The 14,621-nt window shown below is 57.3% G+C and carries 19 protein-coding genes and 1 riboswitch; of the genes, 5 read left to right on the plus strand and 14 right to left on the minus strand.

The window, feature by feature from the left end; all coding sequences use genetic code 11:
* Positions 1-13: 13 nt before the first annotated feature.
* The 8 genes from ACRZ96_RS17025 to ACRZ96_RS17060 all read right to left on the minus strand — a co-directional run bounded on the left by ACRZ96_RS17025 (position 14) and on the right by ACRZ96_RS17060 (position 6,188).
* Positions 14-286: a chaperone NapD gene (locus ACRZ96_RS17025; RefSeq protein WP_170425561.1), complete on the minus strand. Its 273-nt coding sequence runs from the start codon at positions 284-286 to the stop codon at positions 14-16.
* Positions 283-792 (minus strand): ferredoxin-type protein NapF, encoded by a 510-nt coding sequence (gene napF, locus ACRZ96_RS17030; RefSeq protein WP_170466521.1) that lies wholly within the window; start codon positions 790-792, stop codon positions 283-285. Before napF ends, ACRZ96_RS17025 begins: the two co-directional genes overlap by 4 nt.
* A gap of 140 nt (positions 793-932) precedes the next feature.
* Positions 933-2,861 (minus strand): 1-deoxy-D-xylulose-5-phosphate synthase, encoded by a 1,929-nt coding sequence (dxs, locus tag ACRZ96_RS17035; protein WP_170819095.1) that lies wholly within the window; start codon positions 2,859-2,861, stop codon positions 933-935.
* Positions 2,862-2,875: 14 nt separating this feature from the next.
* Complete coding sequence (locus tag ACRZ96_RS17040) at positions 2,876-3,742, minus strand: polyprenyl synthetase family protein (protein WP_170466527.1); 867 nt, start codon at positions 3,740-3,742, stop codon at positions 2,876-2,878.
* Positions 3,743-3,985 carry an exodeoxyribonuclease VII small subunit gene (locus tag ACRZ96_RS17045; protein WP_010443127.1) on the minus strand — a complete coding sequence of 81 codons (243 nt, stop codon included), beginning with the start codon at positions 3,983-3,985 and terminating at the stop codon, positions 3,743-3,745. It abuts the gene before it with no gap.
* Positions 3,982-4,908, minus strand: a complete 927-nt coding sequence (locus ACRZ96_RS17050) for a histone deacetylase family protein (protein ID WP_480707440.1) — start codon at positions 4,906-4,908, stop codon at positions 3,982-3,984. Before ACRZ96_RS17050 ends, ACRZ96_RS17045 begins: the two co-directional genes overlap by 4 nt.
* 69 nt (positions 4,909-4,977) lie before the next feature.
* Complete coding sequence (locus tag ACRZ96_RS17055) at positions 4,978-5,679, minus strand: response regulator (protein ID WP_170513633.1); 702 nt, start codon at positions 5,677-5,679, stop codon at positions 4,978-4,980.
* On the minus strand, positions 5,676-6,188 hold the full coding sequence (locus ACRZ96_RS17060; RefSeq protein ID WP_480707439.1) for a MarR family winged helix-turn-helix transcriptional regulator: 513 nt from the start codon (positions 6,186-6,188) through the stop codon (positions 5,676-5,678). The genes ACRZ96_RS17055 and ACRZ96_RS17060 overlap by 4 nt, the downstream gene beginning before the upstream one ends.
* A 158-nt stretch (positions 6,189-6,346) precedes the next feature.
* Between ACRZ96_RS17060 and ACRZ96_RS17065 the strand changes: the two genes are divergently transcribed.
* The 4 genes from ACRZ96_RS17065 (at position 6,347) to ACRZ96_RS17080 (ending at position 9,235) form a co-directional block, all read left to right on the plus strand.
* Entirely contained in the window at positions 6,347-7,213 is an 867-nt protein-coding gene (locus tag ACRZ96_RS17065; RefSeq protein ID WP_170566675.1) for a branched-chain amino acid aminotransferase, read from the plus strand.
* Positions 7,214-7,329: 116 nt separating this feature from the next.
* Complete coding sequence (locus tag ACRZ96_RS17070; RefSeq protein ID WP_480707438.1) at positions 7,330-8,280, plus strand: AraC family transcriptional regulator; 951 nt, start codon at positions 7,330-7,332, stop codon at positions 8,278-8,280.
* A gap of 111 nt (positions 8,281-8,391) precedes the next feature.
* Positions 8,392-8,757 (plus strand): SPW repeat domain-containing protein, encoded by a 366-nt coding sequence (locus ACRZ96_RS17075; protein ID WP_480707437.1) that lies wholly within the window; start codon positions 8,392-8,394, stop codon positions 8,755-8,757.
* A 268-nt stretch (positions 8,758-9,025) separates the two neighbouring features.
* Positions 9,026-9,235, plus strand: coding sequence for a hypothetical protein (locus ACRZ96_RS17080; RefSeq protein WP_170398221.1), 210 nt, complete (start codon positions 9,026-9,028; stop codon positions 9,233-9,235).
* Here the strand turns inward: ACRZ96_RS17080 and cobO are convergent.
* From cobO to ACRZ96_RS17105, 5 genes are all read right to left on the minus strand, one after another.
* A complete protein-coding gene (gene cobO, locus ACRZ96_RS17085) occupies positions 9,232-9,831 on the minus strand; it encodes a cob(I)yrinic acid a,c-diamide adenosyltransferase (RefSeq protein ID WP_170625409.1) in 600 nt (199 codons plus the stop codon). The genes ACRZ96_RS17080 and cobO overlap by 4 nt on opposite strands.
* Positions 9,832-9,889: 58 nt before the next feature.
* Complete coding sequence (locus tag ACRZ96_RS17090) at positions 9,890-10,825, minus strand: DMT family transporter (RefSeq protein WP_170398226.1); 936 nt, start codon at positions 10,823-10,825, stop codon at positions 9,890-9,892.
* Positions 10,826-10,879: 54 nt separating this feature from the next.
* On the minus strand, positions 10,880-11,542 hold the full coding sequence (locus ACRZ96_RS17095) for an HD domain-containing protein (protein ID WP_170613152.1): 663 nt from the start codon (positions 11,540-11,542) through the stop codon (positions 10,880-10,882).
* Positions 11,526-12,626, minus strand: coding sequence for a chorismate synthase (aroC, locus tag ACRZ96_RS17100; RefSeq protein ID WP_480707436.1), 1,101 nt, complete (start codon positions 12,624-12,626; stop codon positions 11,526-11,528). Before aroC ends, ACRZ96_RS17095 begins: the two co-directional genes overlap by 17 nt.
* A 111-nt stretch (positions 12,627-12,737) precedes the next feature.
* Positions 12,738-13,178, minus strand: a complete 441-nt coding sequence (locus tag ACRZ96_RS17105) for a 6,7-dimethyl-8-ribityllumazine synthase (protein ID WP_480707435.1) — start codon at positions 13,176-13,178, stop codon at positions 12,738-12,740.
* A 72-nt stretch (positions 13,179-13,250) separates the two neighbouring features.
* Positions 13,251-13,397, minus strand: a riboswitch (FMN riboswitch).
* A 55-nt stretch (positions 13,398-13,452) separates the two neighbouring features.
* On the opposite strand from ACRZ96_RS17105, the gene ACRZ96_RS17110 reads away from it, so the two are divergent.
* Positions 13,453-14,067, plus strand: a complete 615-nt coding sequence (locus tag ACRZ96_RS17110) for an FMN-binding negative transcriptional regulator (protein WP_480707434.1) — start codon at positions 13,453-13,455, stop codon at positions 14,065-14,067.
* 22 nt (positions 14,068-14,089) lie between these two features.
* Here the strand turns inward: ACRZ96_RS17110 and ACRZ96_RS17115 are convergent, their stop codons facing one another.
* Positions 14,090-14,536, minus strand: coding sequence for a c-type cytochrome (locus ACRZ96_RS17115; RefSeq protein ID WP_480707433.1), 447 nt, complete (start codon positions 14,534-14,536; stop codon positions 14,090-14,092).
* Between the last annotated feature and the right edge of the window lie 85 nt (positions 14,537-14,621).

The raw sequence follows: 14,621 nt of genomic DNA on the forward strand, positions 1-14,621 counted from the left end.
TGGGTCTCCGGCTTTAGATCTGGCGAGAAGCGTTAAGGTGCGGACGGGTCTCCGCGAGGTCTTCGAAATGGTGGTAGGTCAGGGTCAGAGAGATCACACCCGGGATCTGATGCAGATCCATGATCGTCTCAGACGCCATTTTTTCCGGCGTATCCTCGACCACAACAACAATGCGGCCATCCTCGGATGCCGCGTGAACTTCTGCCCCGTTTGTACCTGCAATCGCGGCCTGTGCACTCTGCGTGGTTTCGGGGGTTACATGGACGAGGCATCCACAGATATTCATAAGGCTACCTCCTGAGTGGGCGGGGTGTGGCGTTCAAAGCTGACAGAACCGGCAGGGCAGGCGCTGGCACAAGCGCCACAGCCGGTACAAATATCGGTGTCGAGTTGGGGTTCAGCACGACCACCGGTTTGCAGCCGAAAGCGGATCGCATTGTGGTCGCAGACATCCTGACAGACCCGACAGCTGACACCATTCATCGACAGGCAAGAGGCCGACACCGCAGCGCGCCAAGGCCAATCGGCCACGTGTTCAGGATTCAGCGCCCCGGTCGGGCAAGCGTTGGCGCAATCACCGCAAAAAGTGCAGGGGCCTGCATCCAATTGCACAACAGGCCAGCCTTGCGTGTCGAAACGGATGATATCTTCAGGGCAGGCCTCGCGGCATTCGTCGCATTGGGTGCAAAGCTCAAGAAACTCGTTCACCGCACCCGGTGGGTGGATGGCTGATGTATCCTCGCGCAGCACTTTCCCTTTCAGGAATGCGCGTCGGCTGGCTAGCTTGTTCATTCGCTCGCGACCTTTGAGTGATCGACAGGGGTTGGCCTGCCTGACTCGGGTGTTAGCGTAGCACAGCGTGTAAGGAATTGACCTAGATCATTTTTGAACTGCTTATTTTTTCAGCATCCAGGGGCGGCAACACCCGAATATCAGGCGCGTTTCTCACCGATTGTAGCAACGCCAAGAACCGAAAGCACCTTTGCCTCGATCTGTTCTGCGTTCATTCCTGCGACGGCGTACATATCCGCCGGGCTCGCCTGATCGATGAAGATATCCGGCAGCACCATCGAGCGATACTTCAACCCTTCGTCAAACACGCCCTCATCCGCAAGCAATTGCGCAACATGGCTGCCAAAGCCGCCGATGGCCCCTTCCTCGATGGTGATCAGTGCCTCGTGATTGGCAGCCAGATCAAGGATCAGGTCCCGATCCAGCGGTTTGGCAAAGCGTGCATCGGCGATGGTGGGCTTGATCCCGCGCGCCGACAGCGCCTCTGCCGCTTTCTGCACCTCGGCCAGCCGCGTACCGAAAGACAGCAGCGCCACTCGGGCACCTTTCTGGATCAACCGGCCCTTGCCGATCTCCAATACTTCTCCGCGCTCGGGCAGATCAACGCCCGCTCCTTCGCCGCGAGGATACCGGAAAGCGATCGGGCCATCGTCATGTGCCACCGCAGTGGCGACCATGTGCATCAATTCGGCCTCATCTGCAGCCGCCATGACAACCATACCCGGAAGGTTGGCCATGTAAGCAATATCAAACGACCCCGCATGGGTCGCACCGTCTGCCCCAACCAGACCCGCACGGTCGATGGCAAATCGCACCGGCAGGCGTTGGATCGCCACATCATGCACAACCTGATCATAGCCACGCTGCAGGAAGGTTGAATACATCGCACAGAAAGGCTTCATCCCCCCGGCGGCCAACGCAGCCGAGAAGGTCACGCCATGCTGTTCGGCAATCGCTACGTCGAAACAGCGCGACGGATAGCGCTCGGCAAACAGGTTCAGCCCGGTACCGTCCGGCATCGCGGCTGTAACCGCGACGATCTTGTCATCCCGCGCTGCTTCATCGACCAGTGTCTTGCCAAAGACCGAGGTATAGGAAGGCGCGTTCGAAGGCGCCTTTTTCTGCTCGCCCGTCACCACATCGAACTTGGCGGTCGCGTGACCCTTGTCGCGGGCCTGTTCGGCGGGGGCATACCCCTTGCCTTTCTTGGTCAACACATGGATCAGGATCGGTCCGCTTGCCTTCGCCTTGACCGCACGCAGAACCGGCAGCAACTGGTCCAGATCATGCCCGTCGATCGGGCCAAGATAGGAAAAGCCGAGCTCTTCAAATAGCGTCCCGCCCATGGCCATGCCCTTCAGCATATCCTTGGCGCGCTTTGCCCCTTCGCGGAAGGGTTCCGGCAGCAACGACACCGCACCTTTGGCAGCAGCTTTCAGATCGTGAAATGGTTCTTCGGCATAAATGCGCGATAGATAATTCGATAGGGCACCCACCGGCGGTGCAATGCTCATCTCATTGTCATTGAGAATTACGATCAAGCGTTTCTTCAGGTGGCCTGCGTTGTTCATCGCCTCAAAGGCCATGCCGGCGGACATAGAGCCATCGCCGATCACAGCGATCGCATCGCCCAGCCCTTCAGGCGTAACGCCGCCCAGATCACGCGCGACAGCAAAGCCTAGCGCGGCACTGATCGAGGTACTGGAATGTGCAGCGCCGAATGGATCATAGGCGCTTTCACTGCGCTTGGTGAATCCGCTTAGGCCGTCTTTTGTGCGCAGGGTGCGAATTCGGTCCCGGCGTTCTGTCAGAATCTTGTGCGGATAACACTGGTGACCTACGTCCCAGATGATCTTGTCTCGTGGCGTGTCGAATACCGCGTGCAGCGCCGTGGTCAGCTCGACGACACCCAGACCCGCGCCCAGATGCCCTCCGGTCACCGAAACTGCTGAAATCGTCTCGGCCCGCAACTCATGTGCGACCTGATGCAACTGCGCATCTGAAAACTGCTTCAGATCCGCTGGGCGGCTCACAAGGTCCAACAAGGGCGTATTCGGGCGGTCAGACATTTGGTGTTCCTGGCTTAGCTGTCCCGGGCAATAACGAAGCGGGCAGCCTGCTTCAAGGTTTCTGCAGCGGAGCCATGTTCGTCCAGCGCAGCACAAGCCTGTTCCACAAGCTCAATTGCACGGGATCTGGCGGCGTCCAAACCCAGTAGCGAGACAAAGGTCGCTTTGCCCGCCTCGGCGTCTTTCTGCAGCCGCTTTCCGGCCTTTTCGGCATCTCCTTCGACATCCAAAATGTCATCCGCGATCTGAAAGGCAAGCCCAAGCGCCTGGGCATATTGGCGCAATTGGGTGGGATCGGCCTGCGCCAATCGCGCACCCGCACAGGCGGACCATTCGATCAACGCACCGGTCTTGCCCGCTTGCAGATGTGTAATCTCATCCAGTGTCAGCGGCTCCGCCGCCGTCTCAGCGGCGATATCCAGCGCCTGACCCAGAACCATACCCTGTGCGCCGCTCGCTTTTGCCAGTGTTAGAGCCAGTTCAGCGCGTATTTCAGCATTTCCGACCTCTGGCCGCGTGCAAAGCTCAAACGCAAGTGTCTGCAGCGCATCCCCGGCCAGAACGGCGGTGCCCTCATCCCATTTCACGTGCACCGTCGGGCGTCCACGCCTCAGGTCGTCATCATCCATGCAAGGCAGGTCGTCATGGACCAGAGAGTATGCATGCAGCGCTTCGATACCCGTCGCTGGCCAGATTGCCCGAGCTGTATCGACGCCAAGCAACCGCGCGCTTTCCAATACCAGAAACCCTCGCAGACGCTTGCCGCCCTCGGTGGCATAGGCCATGGCCCGTGTCACATCCAGATCATCCAGCGCGCTCAGAACCAGATCGAAATGGCTCTGAATCAGCGTGGCATCCTGTGCCAGCTTTTCACGAAACATTTACTGACCTTCGACAGGCGTCGTCCCGGTTGGCTGGCCATCTGCGTCCAGAGTGATCGCGGCCACTTTTTCCTCAGCACGCTTCAGCTCATCCTCGCAGCGCTTCTTCAATGCGGCGCCACGTTCGTACAGCGCAATCGATTGATCCAGCGCCACATCACCACGTTCCAACTGGCCAACCACGGCCTCAAGCTCTTTCATCGCTTGTTCGAACGTCATTTGTTCAACTGGGGTATCGGTCATCGTGCTGCCTTTATCAGTTCTTCCACATGGGCGCGTGTCGCCTCGGCCAATGCGTTCAGATCATAACCGCCTTCCAGAGTCGAGACGATACGGCCATCACACACGTCATCGGCAATCTTGCACAGCTCCGCCGTGATCCAGGCGAAATCGCCAGTGGACCAATTGAGATTGGCCAACGGATCATCCTGATGCGCATCAAACCCAGCGGAAATAATGATCAGTTCCGGCCTAAACGCCCGCAGACGCGGAAAGGCTTGCGCTTCATAGGCTGCCCGCATCTCGGCCCCACCCGTGCCCGGAGCCAATGGTATGTTCAAAACGGTTTCATAAGCACCGGTCTCATCCGGGCGGCCCGAGCCGGGCCATAAGGGCATCTGCTGGCTGGTAATCACCAAAGCGCGTTTCTCGTCCCACAGCAGGTCTTGCGTGCCATTGCCATGATGCACGTCGAAATCCACCACTGCCACGCGGTTCAACCCGTGATGATCCAACGCGTGCTTTGCAGCCAGCGCGGCATTCCCAAACAGGCAGAACCCCATGGCCGTCTCGGTCTCGGCATGATGCCCCGGAGGCCGAATAGCGCAAAACGCGTTCGGCGCTTCGCCGGCCAGAACTATATCAACGGCCCGCACGGCGGCACCCGCCGCACGAAAGGCTGCATCAACAGATCCCGGAGACATGAACGTATCCCCATCAATCTGTTTGAACCCATCCGGGGGCCTGTGGTCGAGAATATCGCTGATATGGTTCTGCGGATGCACCCTTAGCAGATCATCATCCGCCGCCAACGGCGCCGTCACACGCTGAAGATCCAGCCCTTCAAGTGCATGTAGGATATGCTCTAACCGCGCCACCCGTTCCGGATGTCCCTCAGGTGTCACATGGTGCAAACAATCTGCATGGGTCAAAAGGGCGGTTTTCATCAGGATCCCATCTTCATCTGGCTAAAAATACCTTCGCCGAAGGCCTAAGATCGCCGCGCAGCGGCAAAATCAATCCGGTGCCAACATATACCCTGCACCCCGTACGGTCTGCAGATACCGGGGTTGCTTCGGATCTTGCTCAAGCTTCCGACGCAAGCGGGTGATCTGTACGTCCACAGCGCGCTCCTGTGCCTGACCTTTGTCACGCCCCAGATCTTCGACCAGCTTGGCTCGGCTGATCGGTTCGCCGGGTTGAGCCGAGAATATTTTCATCAACTGGCTTTCGGTCGCGGTTAGGCGCACCGGGTCTTCGCCCTGCCACATCTCACCGCGTTCGATATCATAGCGAATGGGCCCAAGATGTAGAATCTTCGCCGCCGTGTCCTGTGCAGGTGTCTCTGGCATCCGACGCAGAATGGCGTTGATCCTCAGCAGCAACTCTTTCGGCTCGAATGGCTTGGCCAGATAGTCATCCGCACCCGCCTCAAGCCCGGCAATCCGATGCTCGGTCTCGCCCTTGGCCGTCAACAGCAGGATCGGGGTGGAATGGGTGTCGCGCAGGGATCGGGTCAGGCTAACGCCGTCTTCGCCGGGCATCATCACATCCAGCACAATCAGATCGAAATCCAGCCCCGACAAAACCCGCCGTGCGTGCGCTGCATCCCGCGCCGCGGTTACAAGAAAACCGCTGCGCATCAGGAATTTCTTGAGCAAATCACGAATACGCTCGTCATCGTCGACGATCAGAAGATGGGCGTCCATTTCGCTCATGAAGTCGTATCCCGCAGTTTCGTATATGCACGACGCATATCAGCATCCATCATCGCTTCAAGCACTTTGCGAAACCCGGCCACCGCTTCGGGGCCCGCATCTTTGTAGGCCGCACGCATCCGGGCGCGCTGGGCGTCAGATAGTTTGGCCTCGAGTGCCTTTCCTTTATCCGTCAGAAATAGGTGGCGTTCGCGTTTGTCCACTGTTCCGACCCGGCTTTCGACCAACCCATCTTCAATCAGGCTGCGCAAGACGCGATTCAGCGATTGTTTCGTGACACCCAATATGGCCAGTAAGTTGTTGACGGTTGTACCCGGCGCACGGTTGATGAAGTGGATGGCCCGATGATGAGCACGGCCATAGGCCAATTCAGTCAGGATACGGTCCGGATCAGCGGTAAAGCCGCGATAGGCAAAAAACATGGCCTCGATGCCCTGCCTCAGTTGTTCATCTGTCAGAAACAACAGGCTTTCTCCGCCAAAGACCGGGGCGGGACGGATTTCGGTCATGTTGGGCCTCATTCGCAATATAATCTGACTTTATGTCAGCCTTATTGACATTCCAAGAGCGCACAGGTATCGAATCGCAGTTTTTGCGCAACATTGTGTCCGATACGGACCTAAACGGCGCAACATTCGGAAATATCGACCGGTTCAGGAGGTTTCGCATGGCTGGATATGACGATCGCGACGGTGTCATCTGGATGGATGGCGAATTGGTGCCCTGGCGTGAGGCCAATGTGCACATCCTGTCCCACGCGATGCATTATGCGTCTTCGGTGTTCGAGGGTGAGCGCGCTTACAACGGCAAGATCTTCAAAAGCCGCGAACATTCCGAACGCCTGATCGCGTCGGCAGAGGCGCTGGATATGCCGATGCCATACTCGGTCGATGAGATCGAGGCCGCCAAGGAAGAAGCGCTCAAAGCCAGTGGTCTTCAAGATGCGTATGTACGTGCGCTGGTCTGGCGTGGCTCGGGCGAGGATATGGGTGTGGCGTCCGCCAAGAATCCGGTTCGGATGGCCATCGCTGTTTGGCCTTGGGGTGCCTATTACGGTGACGCTAAGATGCAAGGCGCCAAGTTGGACATCGCCGAGTGGAAACGACCCAGTCCGGAAACCATTCCAGTCCATGCCAAGGCAGCAGGTCTTTACATGATCTGCACCATTTCCAAACACAAAGCTGAGGCCAAAGGCTGCTCGGACGCTTTGTTCATGGATTATAATGGCAACGTCGCCGAGGCGACGGGGGCAAATGTCTTCTTCGTTCAGGATGGCGAAGTGCACACCCCGCTGGCCGATTGCTTCCTCAACGGCATCACTCGTCAGACGGTGATCCAGATGCTGAAAGACAAGGGCATCACTGTTCATGAACGTCGGATCCGTCCCGAGGAGATGGCCGATTTCGAGCAATGCTGGCTGACTGGCACTGCAGCCGAGGTTACACCTGTCGGGCAGATCGGCGATTATACCTTCGAGGTCGGCGATCTGACCCGCGAAATCGCCGAAGATTACGAGAAATTGGTCCGCGCGTAAGTTAACACCGTATTGAACCCCCGCTCAGGCGGGGGTTTTGATTGCAGATCATGCAAATATGCATGCAGATCGTTCGAAGGTATGGACGCTGCCGGGCCAAGCCGTATTGTTGGCTCATGTTAGATCTTCTCAGCGATATCCTTACACGCCTGTCTCTGCGTGGCACATTTTATTTCCGCACATCCTTTACTCCGCCGTTTGGGATACAGGTGCCGGGCTTCGAGAACGTGGCCCGGTTTCACTTTGTGCAACGCGGTGAATTGAAGGTGCACCTGACAACAACCGGCGAGACCTTGCGGTTGCGGCAGGGTGATCTGATCCTTATTCCCCACGGTGCGCCGCATGCGCTGCTGTGTAATGAAGTCAAACCCTATGATGCCTTGCCCCTTGAGCAGGTGTTAGAGCTGTCAGGCTACAAAGGCGATGGTGTCCTGGTTTATGGCGGTGAGGAAGATGAGCGCGATACGCAACTGATTTGCGGACATTTCTCATTCACCGGGCCAGCCGGGCGAAACGGAACCGGTCATATGCTGATCGACCGGTTGCCACCTTTTATACTGATCGAGAATTACGGTGAAGAAGCGGGTGCCTGGATCGAGGCGACATTGCGCATGATCGGATCTGAAGTGTCCGGTGCTCGTATCGGCGGTGACCTGATCGCGCTGAAACTGTCCGAAGTGCTGTTTGCGCAAGCGATCCGGGCATACCTTGAACATCAAAGTCCTCATGATGCCGCGCTTGCCGGATTTGCCGATCCGCGCATCTCGCGGGCGCTGACTGCATTTCACCAGTCTCCGGCGCAGGAGTGGAGCGTTGCGATGCTCGCGCGAGAAGCAGCAATGTCACGCACCGCATTTGCGCAGCTTTTCTCACAAAAGATGGGGACTACCCCGATGCAGTACCTGACGGACTGGCGGATGCAGATCGCGTGCCATGGGTTGACCGAAAATCGCTGGAACGTTGCGGATGCCGCAGCAGAAGTGGGATACGCGTCCGAGGCTGCGTTTTCACGCGTGTTCAAGAAGCAGGTCGGACTGTCGCCCGCCGCGTACCGTGCGATGCACTAATCGTACTGATCAATTGAACGATCTGCAATAAATGCAAAACGAACTGAGATGTTGCGTTCAATCGCGTGCCCCTAATCTTTGATCATCACTGATTGAAGAAAGGAAGTTCACATGTCCCTGCGTTTTGTCACCCGCTCTGTCCATGCCTATCTTGACTACCCGGTTGCGATTGCGCTGATGATTTTGCCTTTTGTACTGGGGTTGGGCCAGTCCAACCCGCTGGCACTCTGGCTGTCCGTTGTGACCGGCATTGCAGCATTCTTACTGACCGTTCTGACAGATCATCACCTTGGGATTTGGCGGGTTCTGCCATACAAGTTTCACTTGGCTGTTGATTTGCTTGTCGGCGTCACCTTCCTTTTGGCACCCAGCCTGTTTGGGTTTTCTGGGCTTGATGCGTTGTTCTACTGGGTGAACGGGGCCGCAGTCGTTGTAGTGATCTCGCTCAGCGCGCCCGAACAGAGCGCTATTGCTTGAAGTGAGTCAGAACCGTAGCGATCAGCTGGGCCATGCGGGCATCCGGATGGCCCTTTTTTGTTTTAGACACTAATAAGGCCAAATTTGCCCAATAGGTCGCCCCTTTTGCATCAGGTTTTCAGGCTTGAATTTTCCGACAAAAACTATCAGATATAACGCAACGCCAGATGACACCATCAAGCAACTGGTTCCGGGGCGATCTGTGGGCTCAGCAAAAGCAGATGTGAAGGCCCGCCATCGCCCCGGGAACGACCAAAGGAGCCCGCGATTGCGTGATCGATTTGAAGAACTGATGGCCGATCCCTGCTGTGCATCGTGTGATTGCGACGCGCTAACCTCAGAAGTCGCGGCCTATCTCGATCACAAGACCTGCAACGCCGAGCGCTGCCGGGCGCTCGAAGAACGCTCAGCCGCAACGATGTACGCAGTCAGGCGCGATTCGATGCGCGCGCTGAATGAGGGTGGTGCGCGGGCCTAGAAATCCACACCACGTTGGGCTTTGATGCCAGCTTGGAACGGGTGTTTTTCTTCGGTCATCTCGGTTACCAGATCCGCATAGTCCCTGAGGGCTTGCGGGGCATCCCGGCCAGTCAGGAACACGCTGGTTTTGTCTGATCGGGTCTGAAGCCCCTCAATAACAGTGTCTACTGAAAGGTATTCGTAGCGCAGGGCGATATTGATCTCGTCGAGAACAACCAGATCGTAGTCGCCGCTTTTCATCAGATCACAGGCCTTGTTGAAGGCCGAAGTCGCTGCCGCGATGTCGCGCTCGCGGTCCTGCGTATCCCAGGTGAACCCTTCGCCCATCGTGTGCCAGGTGACCAGATCGCGTCCCTCAAAGAACCTGCGCTCACCGGTTTTCCACTTGCCCTTGATGAACTGAACCACAGCCACTTTCTGGCCCCAGCCCAATGCCCGGATCACCACGCCAAACGCAGCCGAGGATTTTCCCTTGCCCTTACCTGTATTGATCAGCACCAGTCCCCGGCCGGGATCGACCGCTTCCGAGACTTTCTTGCGGTGCTTGGCTTGCACCTCTTGCATCTTTTCTTTGTGGTTCTGTGCGTCGCTCATCGGGAAACCTCATAGGTGTATCGCGACCCAACCTAGGGAAAGATTGCGAAAGGTAAAGTCAGGCTTTGGGATCCGTTGCTGATCGCGCTTTGGTCCGATCAAGGCCAAGTTGTCGTTCACGCAGGATCACCACGACGTTGCCTGCAATCACCAACGCCGCGCCGCCCAGCATCACCAGGGTTGGCAACTCATCGAACCAGAAATAACCAATGACAATGGCGAACAGCATTGTGGTGTAGTCATAAGGTGCCAGCATTGACGCTTGTCCAAACTTGTAGGACGAGGTCACCAGAATCTGCGCCACTCCGCCGATCAGGCCGATTGTTACCAGCAATGCGGCTTGCTCCCATGTCGGGATAACCCAGCCCCAAAACACTGTGAGACCCGAAAGCAAGGTCGCTGTGAGAGAGAAATAGAACACGATTGCGGCGGGATGATCCACCTGTACCAGTTGTCGAATATGTATCTGCACAAAGGCACGGGCAACGGTTGCAGCCAGCACGCAAAGCGCACCTATTGTTGCGGCGGTTTCGGCAGTGCCTGAACCCAGCCGGGGCCAGATCATGATCAGAACGCCGACGAGGCCAAGCGCGACGGCCCCGATACGAATCATTCGTATCCGCTCGCCCAACATGATTGCAGCCAGAATCAGCGTGAAGATCGGGGTTGCATATCCGATGGCGGTTACCTCGGGCAGCGGCAACAGGCTAAGACCAGTAAAGGTCAGTCCCATGGCCGAGGTTCCCAGAACCCCGCGCCAGAAATGGCCCATCGGCTTCTTGACGACAAAGCCGTGCACCAGCTCTCCTCGCCAGACCAGCCAGGCGATGATAACCGGAATCGCGAAAAGCGAGCGGAAAAACACCATCTCTCCCGGCGGGAAATCATCTGACAAAGCCTTGACCAATGCAGACATCGTCGTGAACAGCACGAGCGCACTGAGCTTGAGCGCCACGGCCAATGCCGGACGATGCGATGTTAAGGATTTCGCCATGGTCGCGAACCTGCGCCTTTGAGGCGGAAAGATCAACTGGCCAAAGTTGCCGTATCAGAGATTGGACCAGTCTAGTGGAAGCTGAGCTCCAATTTCCTCTGACAGGTCCTTTAGAAACCTCATCATCCGCGCGGCTCGGTCCTGCGCGATGGCCCTGCCTTTTTCGGTCAGCATATCATTGGGTAAGCGCAGCAGTTTTATTTGCCAGTGATCGATTGAAAAAATCAGGTCATTAGGTAAACGGTTTTCGGCAAACGGATCTGACGGGTCATAAAGGGTGCGTCCCAGGGCGCCCGAGACTGAAAAGTTGCGGGCAATACCGATAGCACCCAACGCATCCAGACGATCGGCATCCCGTAGTATTCGCGCCTCGGGTGTTTCGGGCGGGATGTTAGCCGAAAAGCTATGGGCGGCAATCGCGTGCTGCACGGCTCCAATTTCAGTGGTGGAATAGCCGAATTCTTCAAGAATAGGCTCTGATTCAGCGGCGGATCGCATCGAGGCCAGATGCCGATCCGGGTCATCTTTTGACAGGTTGATCAGATCATGCAGATAACACGCCGCCAGCAAGACACGCGGGTTGGTTTCATCATCCGCAATCGCCTGCGCATTAACCCAAACCCGATCCAGGTGCGCCAGATCATGCGCCGGATCCGTCTGCATCCGTTGCCTGACGACAGCGCGCAGCGAAGCGCGCAGATCAGCCAATCCGTCCACGGTTCTCGCCGATTTGACCACGATGCAGGAGCAGGTGATCGAGGATCACGCAAGCCATCATTGCCTCACCTACCGGAACGGCGCGGATGCCGACGCAGGGGTCGTGGCGGCCTTTGGTAATGATCTTGGTCTCTTCGCCGGATTTGGTGATGGTCTTGCGGGTGGTCAAAATGGACGAGGTCGGCTTGACCGCAAAGCGCACCACAAGATCCTGGCCGGTCGAAATGCCGCCCAGAATACCGCCAGCGTGGTTCGAGCTGTATTGAGGGCCGTCCTGTCCCATGAATATCTCGTCGGCGTTGGCCTCGCCAGTCAGTTCGGCGGCGCTCATGCCTTCACCGATTTCAACCCCTTTAACGGCGTTTATCGACATCATGGCTGCAGCCAGATCAGTGTCTAACTTGGCATAAACCGGCGCGCCGAGCCCCGCCGGAACGCCGCGCGCGACCACTTCGACCACTGCGCCGACCGAGTTGCCGGATTTGCGCAGGTCGTCCAGATAAACGGCCCAATCTTCGGCTGCTTTGGCGTCGGGCGTCCAGAATGGATTCTGTTCGATCTGCGACCAGTCGAAATTGGCACGGTCGATCTTGTGCGGACCGATCTGGGTCATATAACCGGTGATTTGAACATTCGGAGCGATCTGTTTGATAGCCTCACGCGCGAGTCCTCCGGCCGCCACACGTGATGCCGTTTCCCTCGCCGAACTGCGCCCGCCGCCGCGATAGTCACGGATCCCGTACTTCTGCCAATATGTGATGTCGGCGTGTCCCGGACGAAACTTGTCCATGATGTCGCCGTAGTCTTTCGAGCGCTGATCGGTGTTCTCGATCATCAACTGCACCGGTGTGCCTGTGGTCTGGCCTTCGAAAACACCAGACAGGATTTTGACCTGATCGGGTTCGCGCCGCTGTGTGGTGAATTTGTTCTGACCTGGTTTGCGCTTGTCCAGCCAATGCTGGATCATGCCTTCATCGATCGTGACGCCCGGAGGGCAGCCATCTATGGTCGCACCCAAAGCGGGCCCGTGGCTTTCACCCCAGGTGGTAACGCGGAAGAGGTGGCCAAAACTGTTCATCGACATGGGGCATGCTCCTTTGAGCGATGTGATTAGCGGGGAGTGCCTTGGTCCTCAAGCGGATTTGCATTTGCAGAGAAGCAAGCGCCGCCCTGTGGGCGGCGCGATTGGAATAAATCAGGCGGCTTGAGCCACCGCGGCGCGGGTTGCGTTGATCTTGAGCGCTGCATGAGCTGCCTCGCGCCCTTTCTCGATGAAATGCGCGCGATAGATGGCGTTGTGGTGATCCGTTTCCTGATACTGATGCGGTGTCAGCGAGACCGACAGGACCGGAACACCTGAATCGAGCCCGGCCCGCATCAAGCCATCGACAACCGCTTGTGCGACGAAGTCATGCCGGTAGATGCCGCCATCCACTACAAAGGCAGCGCAGGCTACGGCGGCGTAGCGCCCCGTTTGCGCCAGGTCACGGGCCAGCAGGGGCATCTCGAAAGCGCCCGGAACGTCGAATACATCAACCTGATCGGCTGGAATTAGTTCGAGAAACCCATCCAGCGCGCGATCCACGATATCTGAATGCCAGTTGGCTTTGACAAAAGCATAGCGGGTGTGTGTCATCATGATCTCCTTTCGTAACAGACACGTCACCCAAGGCGATCACGAGCAGGCACACCGCATTACCGGCGTGCTGCACGTTCTCTTTCATCCGGACTGTAACCGTCGGCTCTGGCTTCTCACCAGATCTGCTGACACCCCGGAGACCGGGGCCGCTCGCGGGCTTACGGGTCATGCCCGCATACCGCCGGTGGGGAATTTCGCCCCGCCCTGAGAACGAGTGGGACCTTGCCAAGGAGATATCGCTTCTGCAAGAGAAATTGGCAGGAGGACGAATATGCATCCCAATCCCACCTTTCGCGCCGAGACGCGCGAGCGTCACATCGAGTTTGCGCGTGACCGCGCCTTTGGTGTTCTGGCGGTGTCGACATCGGGTGTACCGTTGTTAAGCCACGTTCCCTTTCTTCTGAACGAGGATGCTTCATCGGCTGACCTGCATCTGGTCCGGTCAAATCCGATTGTTAGGGCGCTGAAACAGCCGCAACCTGCGAAGATCGCTGTGTTGGGGCCGGATGGGTATATCTCGCCTGACTGGTACGAAGTCGATGATCAGGTGCCGACCTGGAACTATGTAGCGGTGCATCTGACTGGAGTGCTTGAGATGCGGCCAACGGACGACCTGCGAAATCTGCTCGACCGGCAGGCGGCAGACTTTGAAAATCGCCTGCTGCCAAAGCCGCCATGGTTGGCGTCTAAGATGACACCAGACGCGCTGGATAGAATGATGCGCATGATCGTTCCCTGCCGACTCATGATCTCGGATATCGACGGCACTTGGAAGCTGAATCAGAACAAGCCCGATGAGGCGCGACATCGCGCGGCTGATCACGTGCACTCAGCAGGACTTGGCAGCGAGGTGGCGCGCTTGGCCTCGTTGATGCGCAAGGCCTGAGGCACGCGTTCTCGCCTTCCATTCATTGAGCGCTGAATGTGGCGAGATAAGCAGCGATGTCATCTGCGCCTTTTTTCAGCTTGACGCTCATGTTCGGGCGGGCGGTGTCATCACCCAGATATTCCTTGATGAACCCGATCGGATCCCGAGAATAGGCGGCGATGTTTTCTTCAGTCCACACAAGCCCTTCTTGCCCGGCGCGGATCATGTCGTCGGTGAACATCCCGATGGGCAAACGTTCACTTCCATAAAGATAATCGTTCTCAGTTCCGGCGGTGCGGCCAACTACGCCAAAGAGATTCGGCCCGGTGATGCCGCCTTTGACCAGAACCTCGCCATTTTTGATGATCGCATGGCACGAAGAGCATCTGTTATAGAGCTGTTCGCCTTTCGCCGGATCGCCGGCTGCGATCGCCTGTACTGAAGTCAGAAACGAAACAAAAACTACGGTTGCTGCTATCTTGAGCATTGAACATCTCCGGCTGGGAATATTGCGCCTGTGGCCTTTCACGCATTCCCGTTTAGAGTGCAATCGAATTCTGGTAGATAATCAC

The sequence above is a fragment of the Ruegeria sp. CF1 genome (assembly GCF_056537445.1).

Coding starts and splice junctions, on each gene's coding strand:
- ACRZ96_RS17050 (WP_480707440.1), bottom strand. CDS start 4,908: ATGAAAACCGCCCTTTTGACCCATGCAGATTGTTTGCACCATGTGACA.
- aroC (WP_480707436.1), bottom strand. CDS start 12,626: ATGTCGATGAACAGTTTTGGCCACCTCTTCCGCGTTACCACCTGGGGT.
- ACRZ96_RS17065 (WP_170566675.1), top strand. CDS start 6,347: ATGGCTGGATATGACGATCGCGACGGTGTCATCTGGATGGATGGCGAA.
- ACRZ96_RS17055 (WP_170513633.1), bottom strand. CDS start 5,679: ATGAGCGAAATGGACGCCCATCTTCTGATCGTCGACGATGACGAGCGT.
- ACRZ96_RS17070 (WP_480707438.1), top strand. CDS start 7,330: ATGTTAGATCTTCTCAGCGATATCCTTACACGCCTGTCTCTGCGTGGC.
- ACRZ96_RS17105 (WP_480707435.1), bottom strand. CDS start 13,178: ATGACACACACCCGCTATGCTTTTGTCAAAGCCAACTGGCATTCAGAT.
- cobO (WP_170625409.1), bottom strand. CDS start 9,831: ATGAGCGACGCACAGAACCACAAAGAAAAGATGCAAGAGGTGCAAGCC.
- ACRZ96_RS17115 (WP_480707433.1), bottom strand. CDS start 14,536: ATGCTCAAGATAGCAGCAACCGTAGTTTTTGTTTCGTTTCTGACTTCA.
- ACRZ96_RS17075 (WP_480707437.1), top strand. CDS start 8,392: ATGTCCCTGCGTTTTGTCACCCGCTCTGTCCATGCCTATCTTGACTAC.
- ACRZ96_RS17025 (WP_170425561.1), bottom strand. CDS start 286: ATGAATATCTGTGGATGCCTCGTCCATGTAACCCCCGAAACCACGCAG.
- dxs (WP_170819095.1), bottom strand. CDS start 2,861: ATGTCTGACCGCCCGAATACGCCCTTGTTGGACCTTGTGAGCCGCCCA.
- ACRZ96_RS17110 (WP_480707434.1), top strand. CDS start 13,453: ATGCATCCCAATCCCACCTTTCGCGCCGAGACGCGCGAGCGTCACATC.
- ACRZ96_RS17040 (WP_170466527.1), bottom strand. CDS start 3,742: ATGTTTCGTGAAAAGCTGGCACAGGATGCCACGCTGATTCAGAGCCAT.
- ACRZ96_RS17090 (WP_170398226.1), bottom strand. CDS start 10,825: ATGGCGAAATCCTTAACATCGCATCGTCCGGCATTGGCCGTGGCGCTC.
- ACRZ96_RS17045 (WP_010443127.1), bottom strand. CDS start 3,985: ATGACCGATACCCCAGTTGAACAAATGACGTTCGAACAAGCGATGAAA.
- ACRZ96_RS17060 (WP_480707439.1), bottom strand. CDS start 6,188: ATGACCGAAATCCGTCCCGCCCCGGTCTTTGGCGGAGAAAGCCTGTTG.
- napF (WP_170466521.1), bottom strand. CDS start 792: ATGAACAAGCTAGCCAGCCGACGCGCATTCCTGAAAGGGAAAGTGCTG.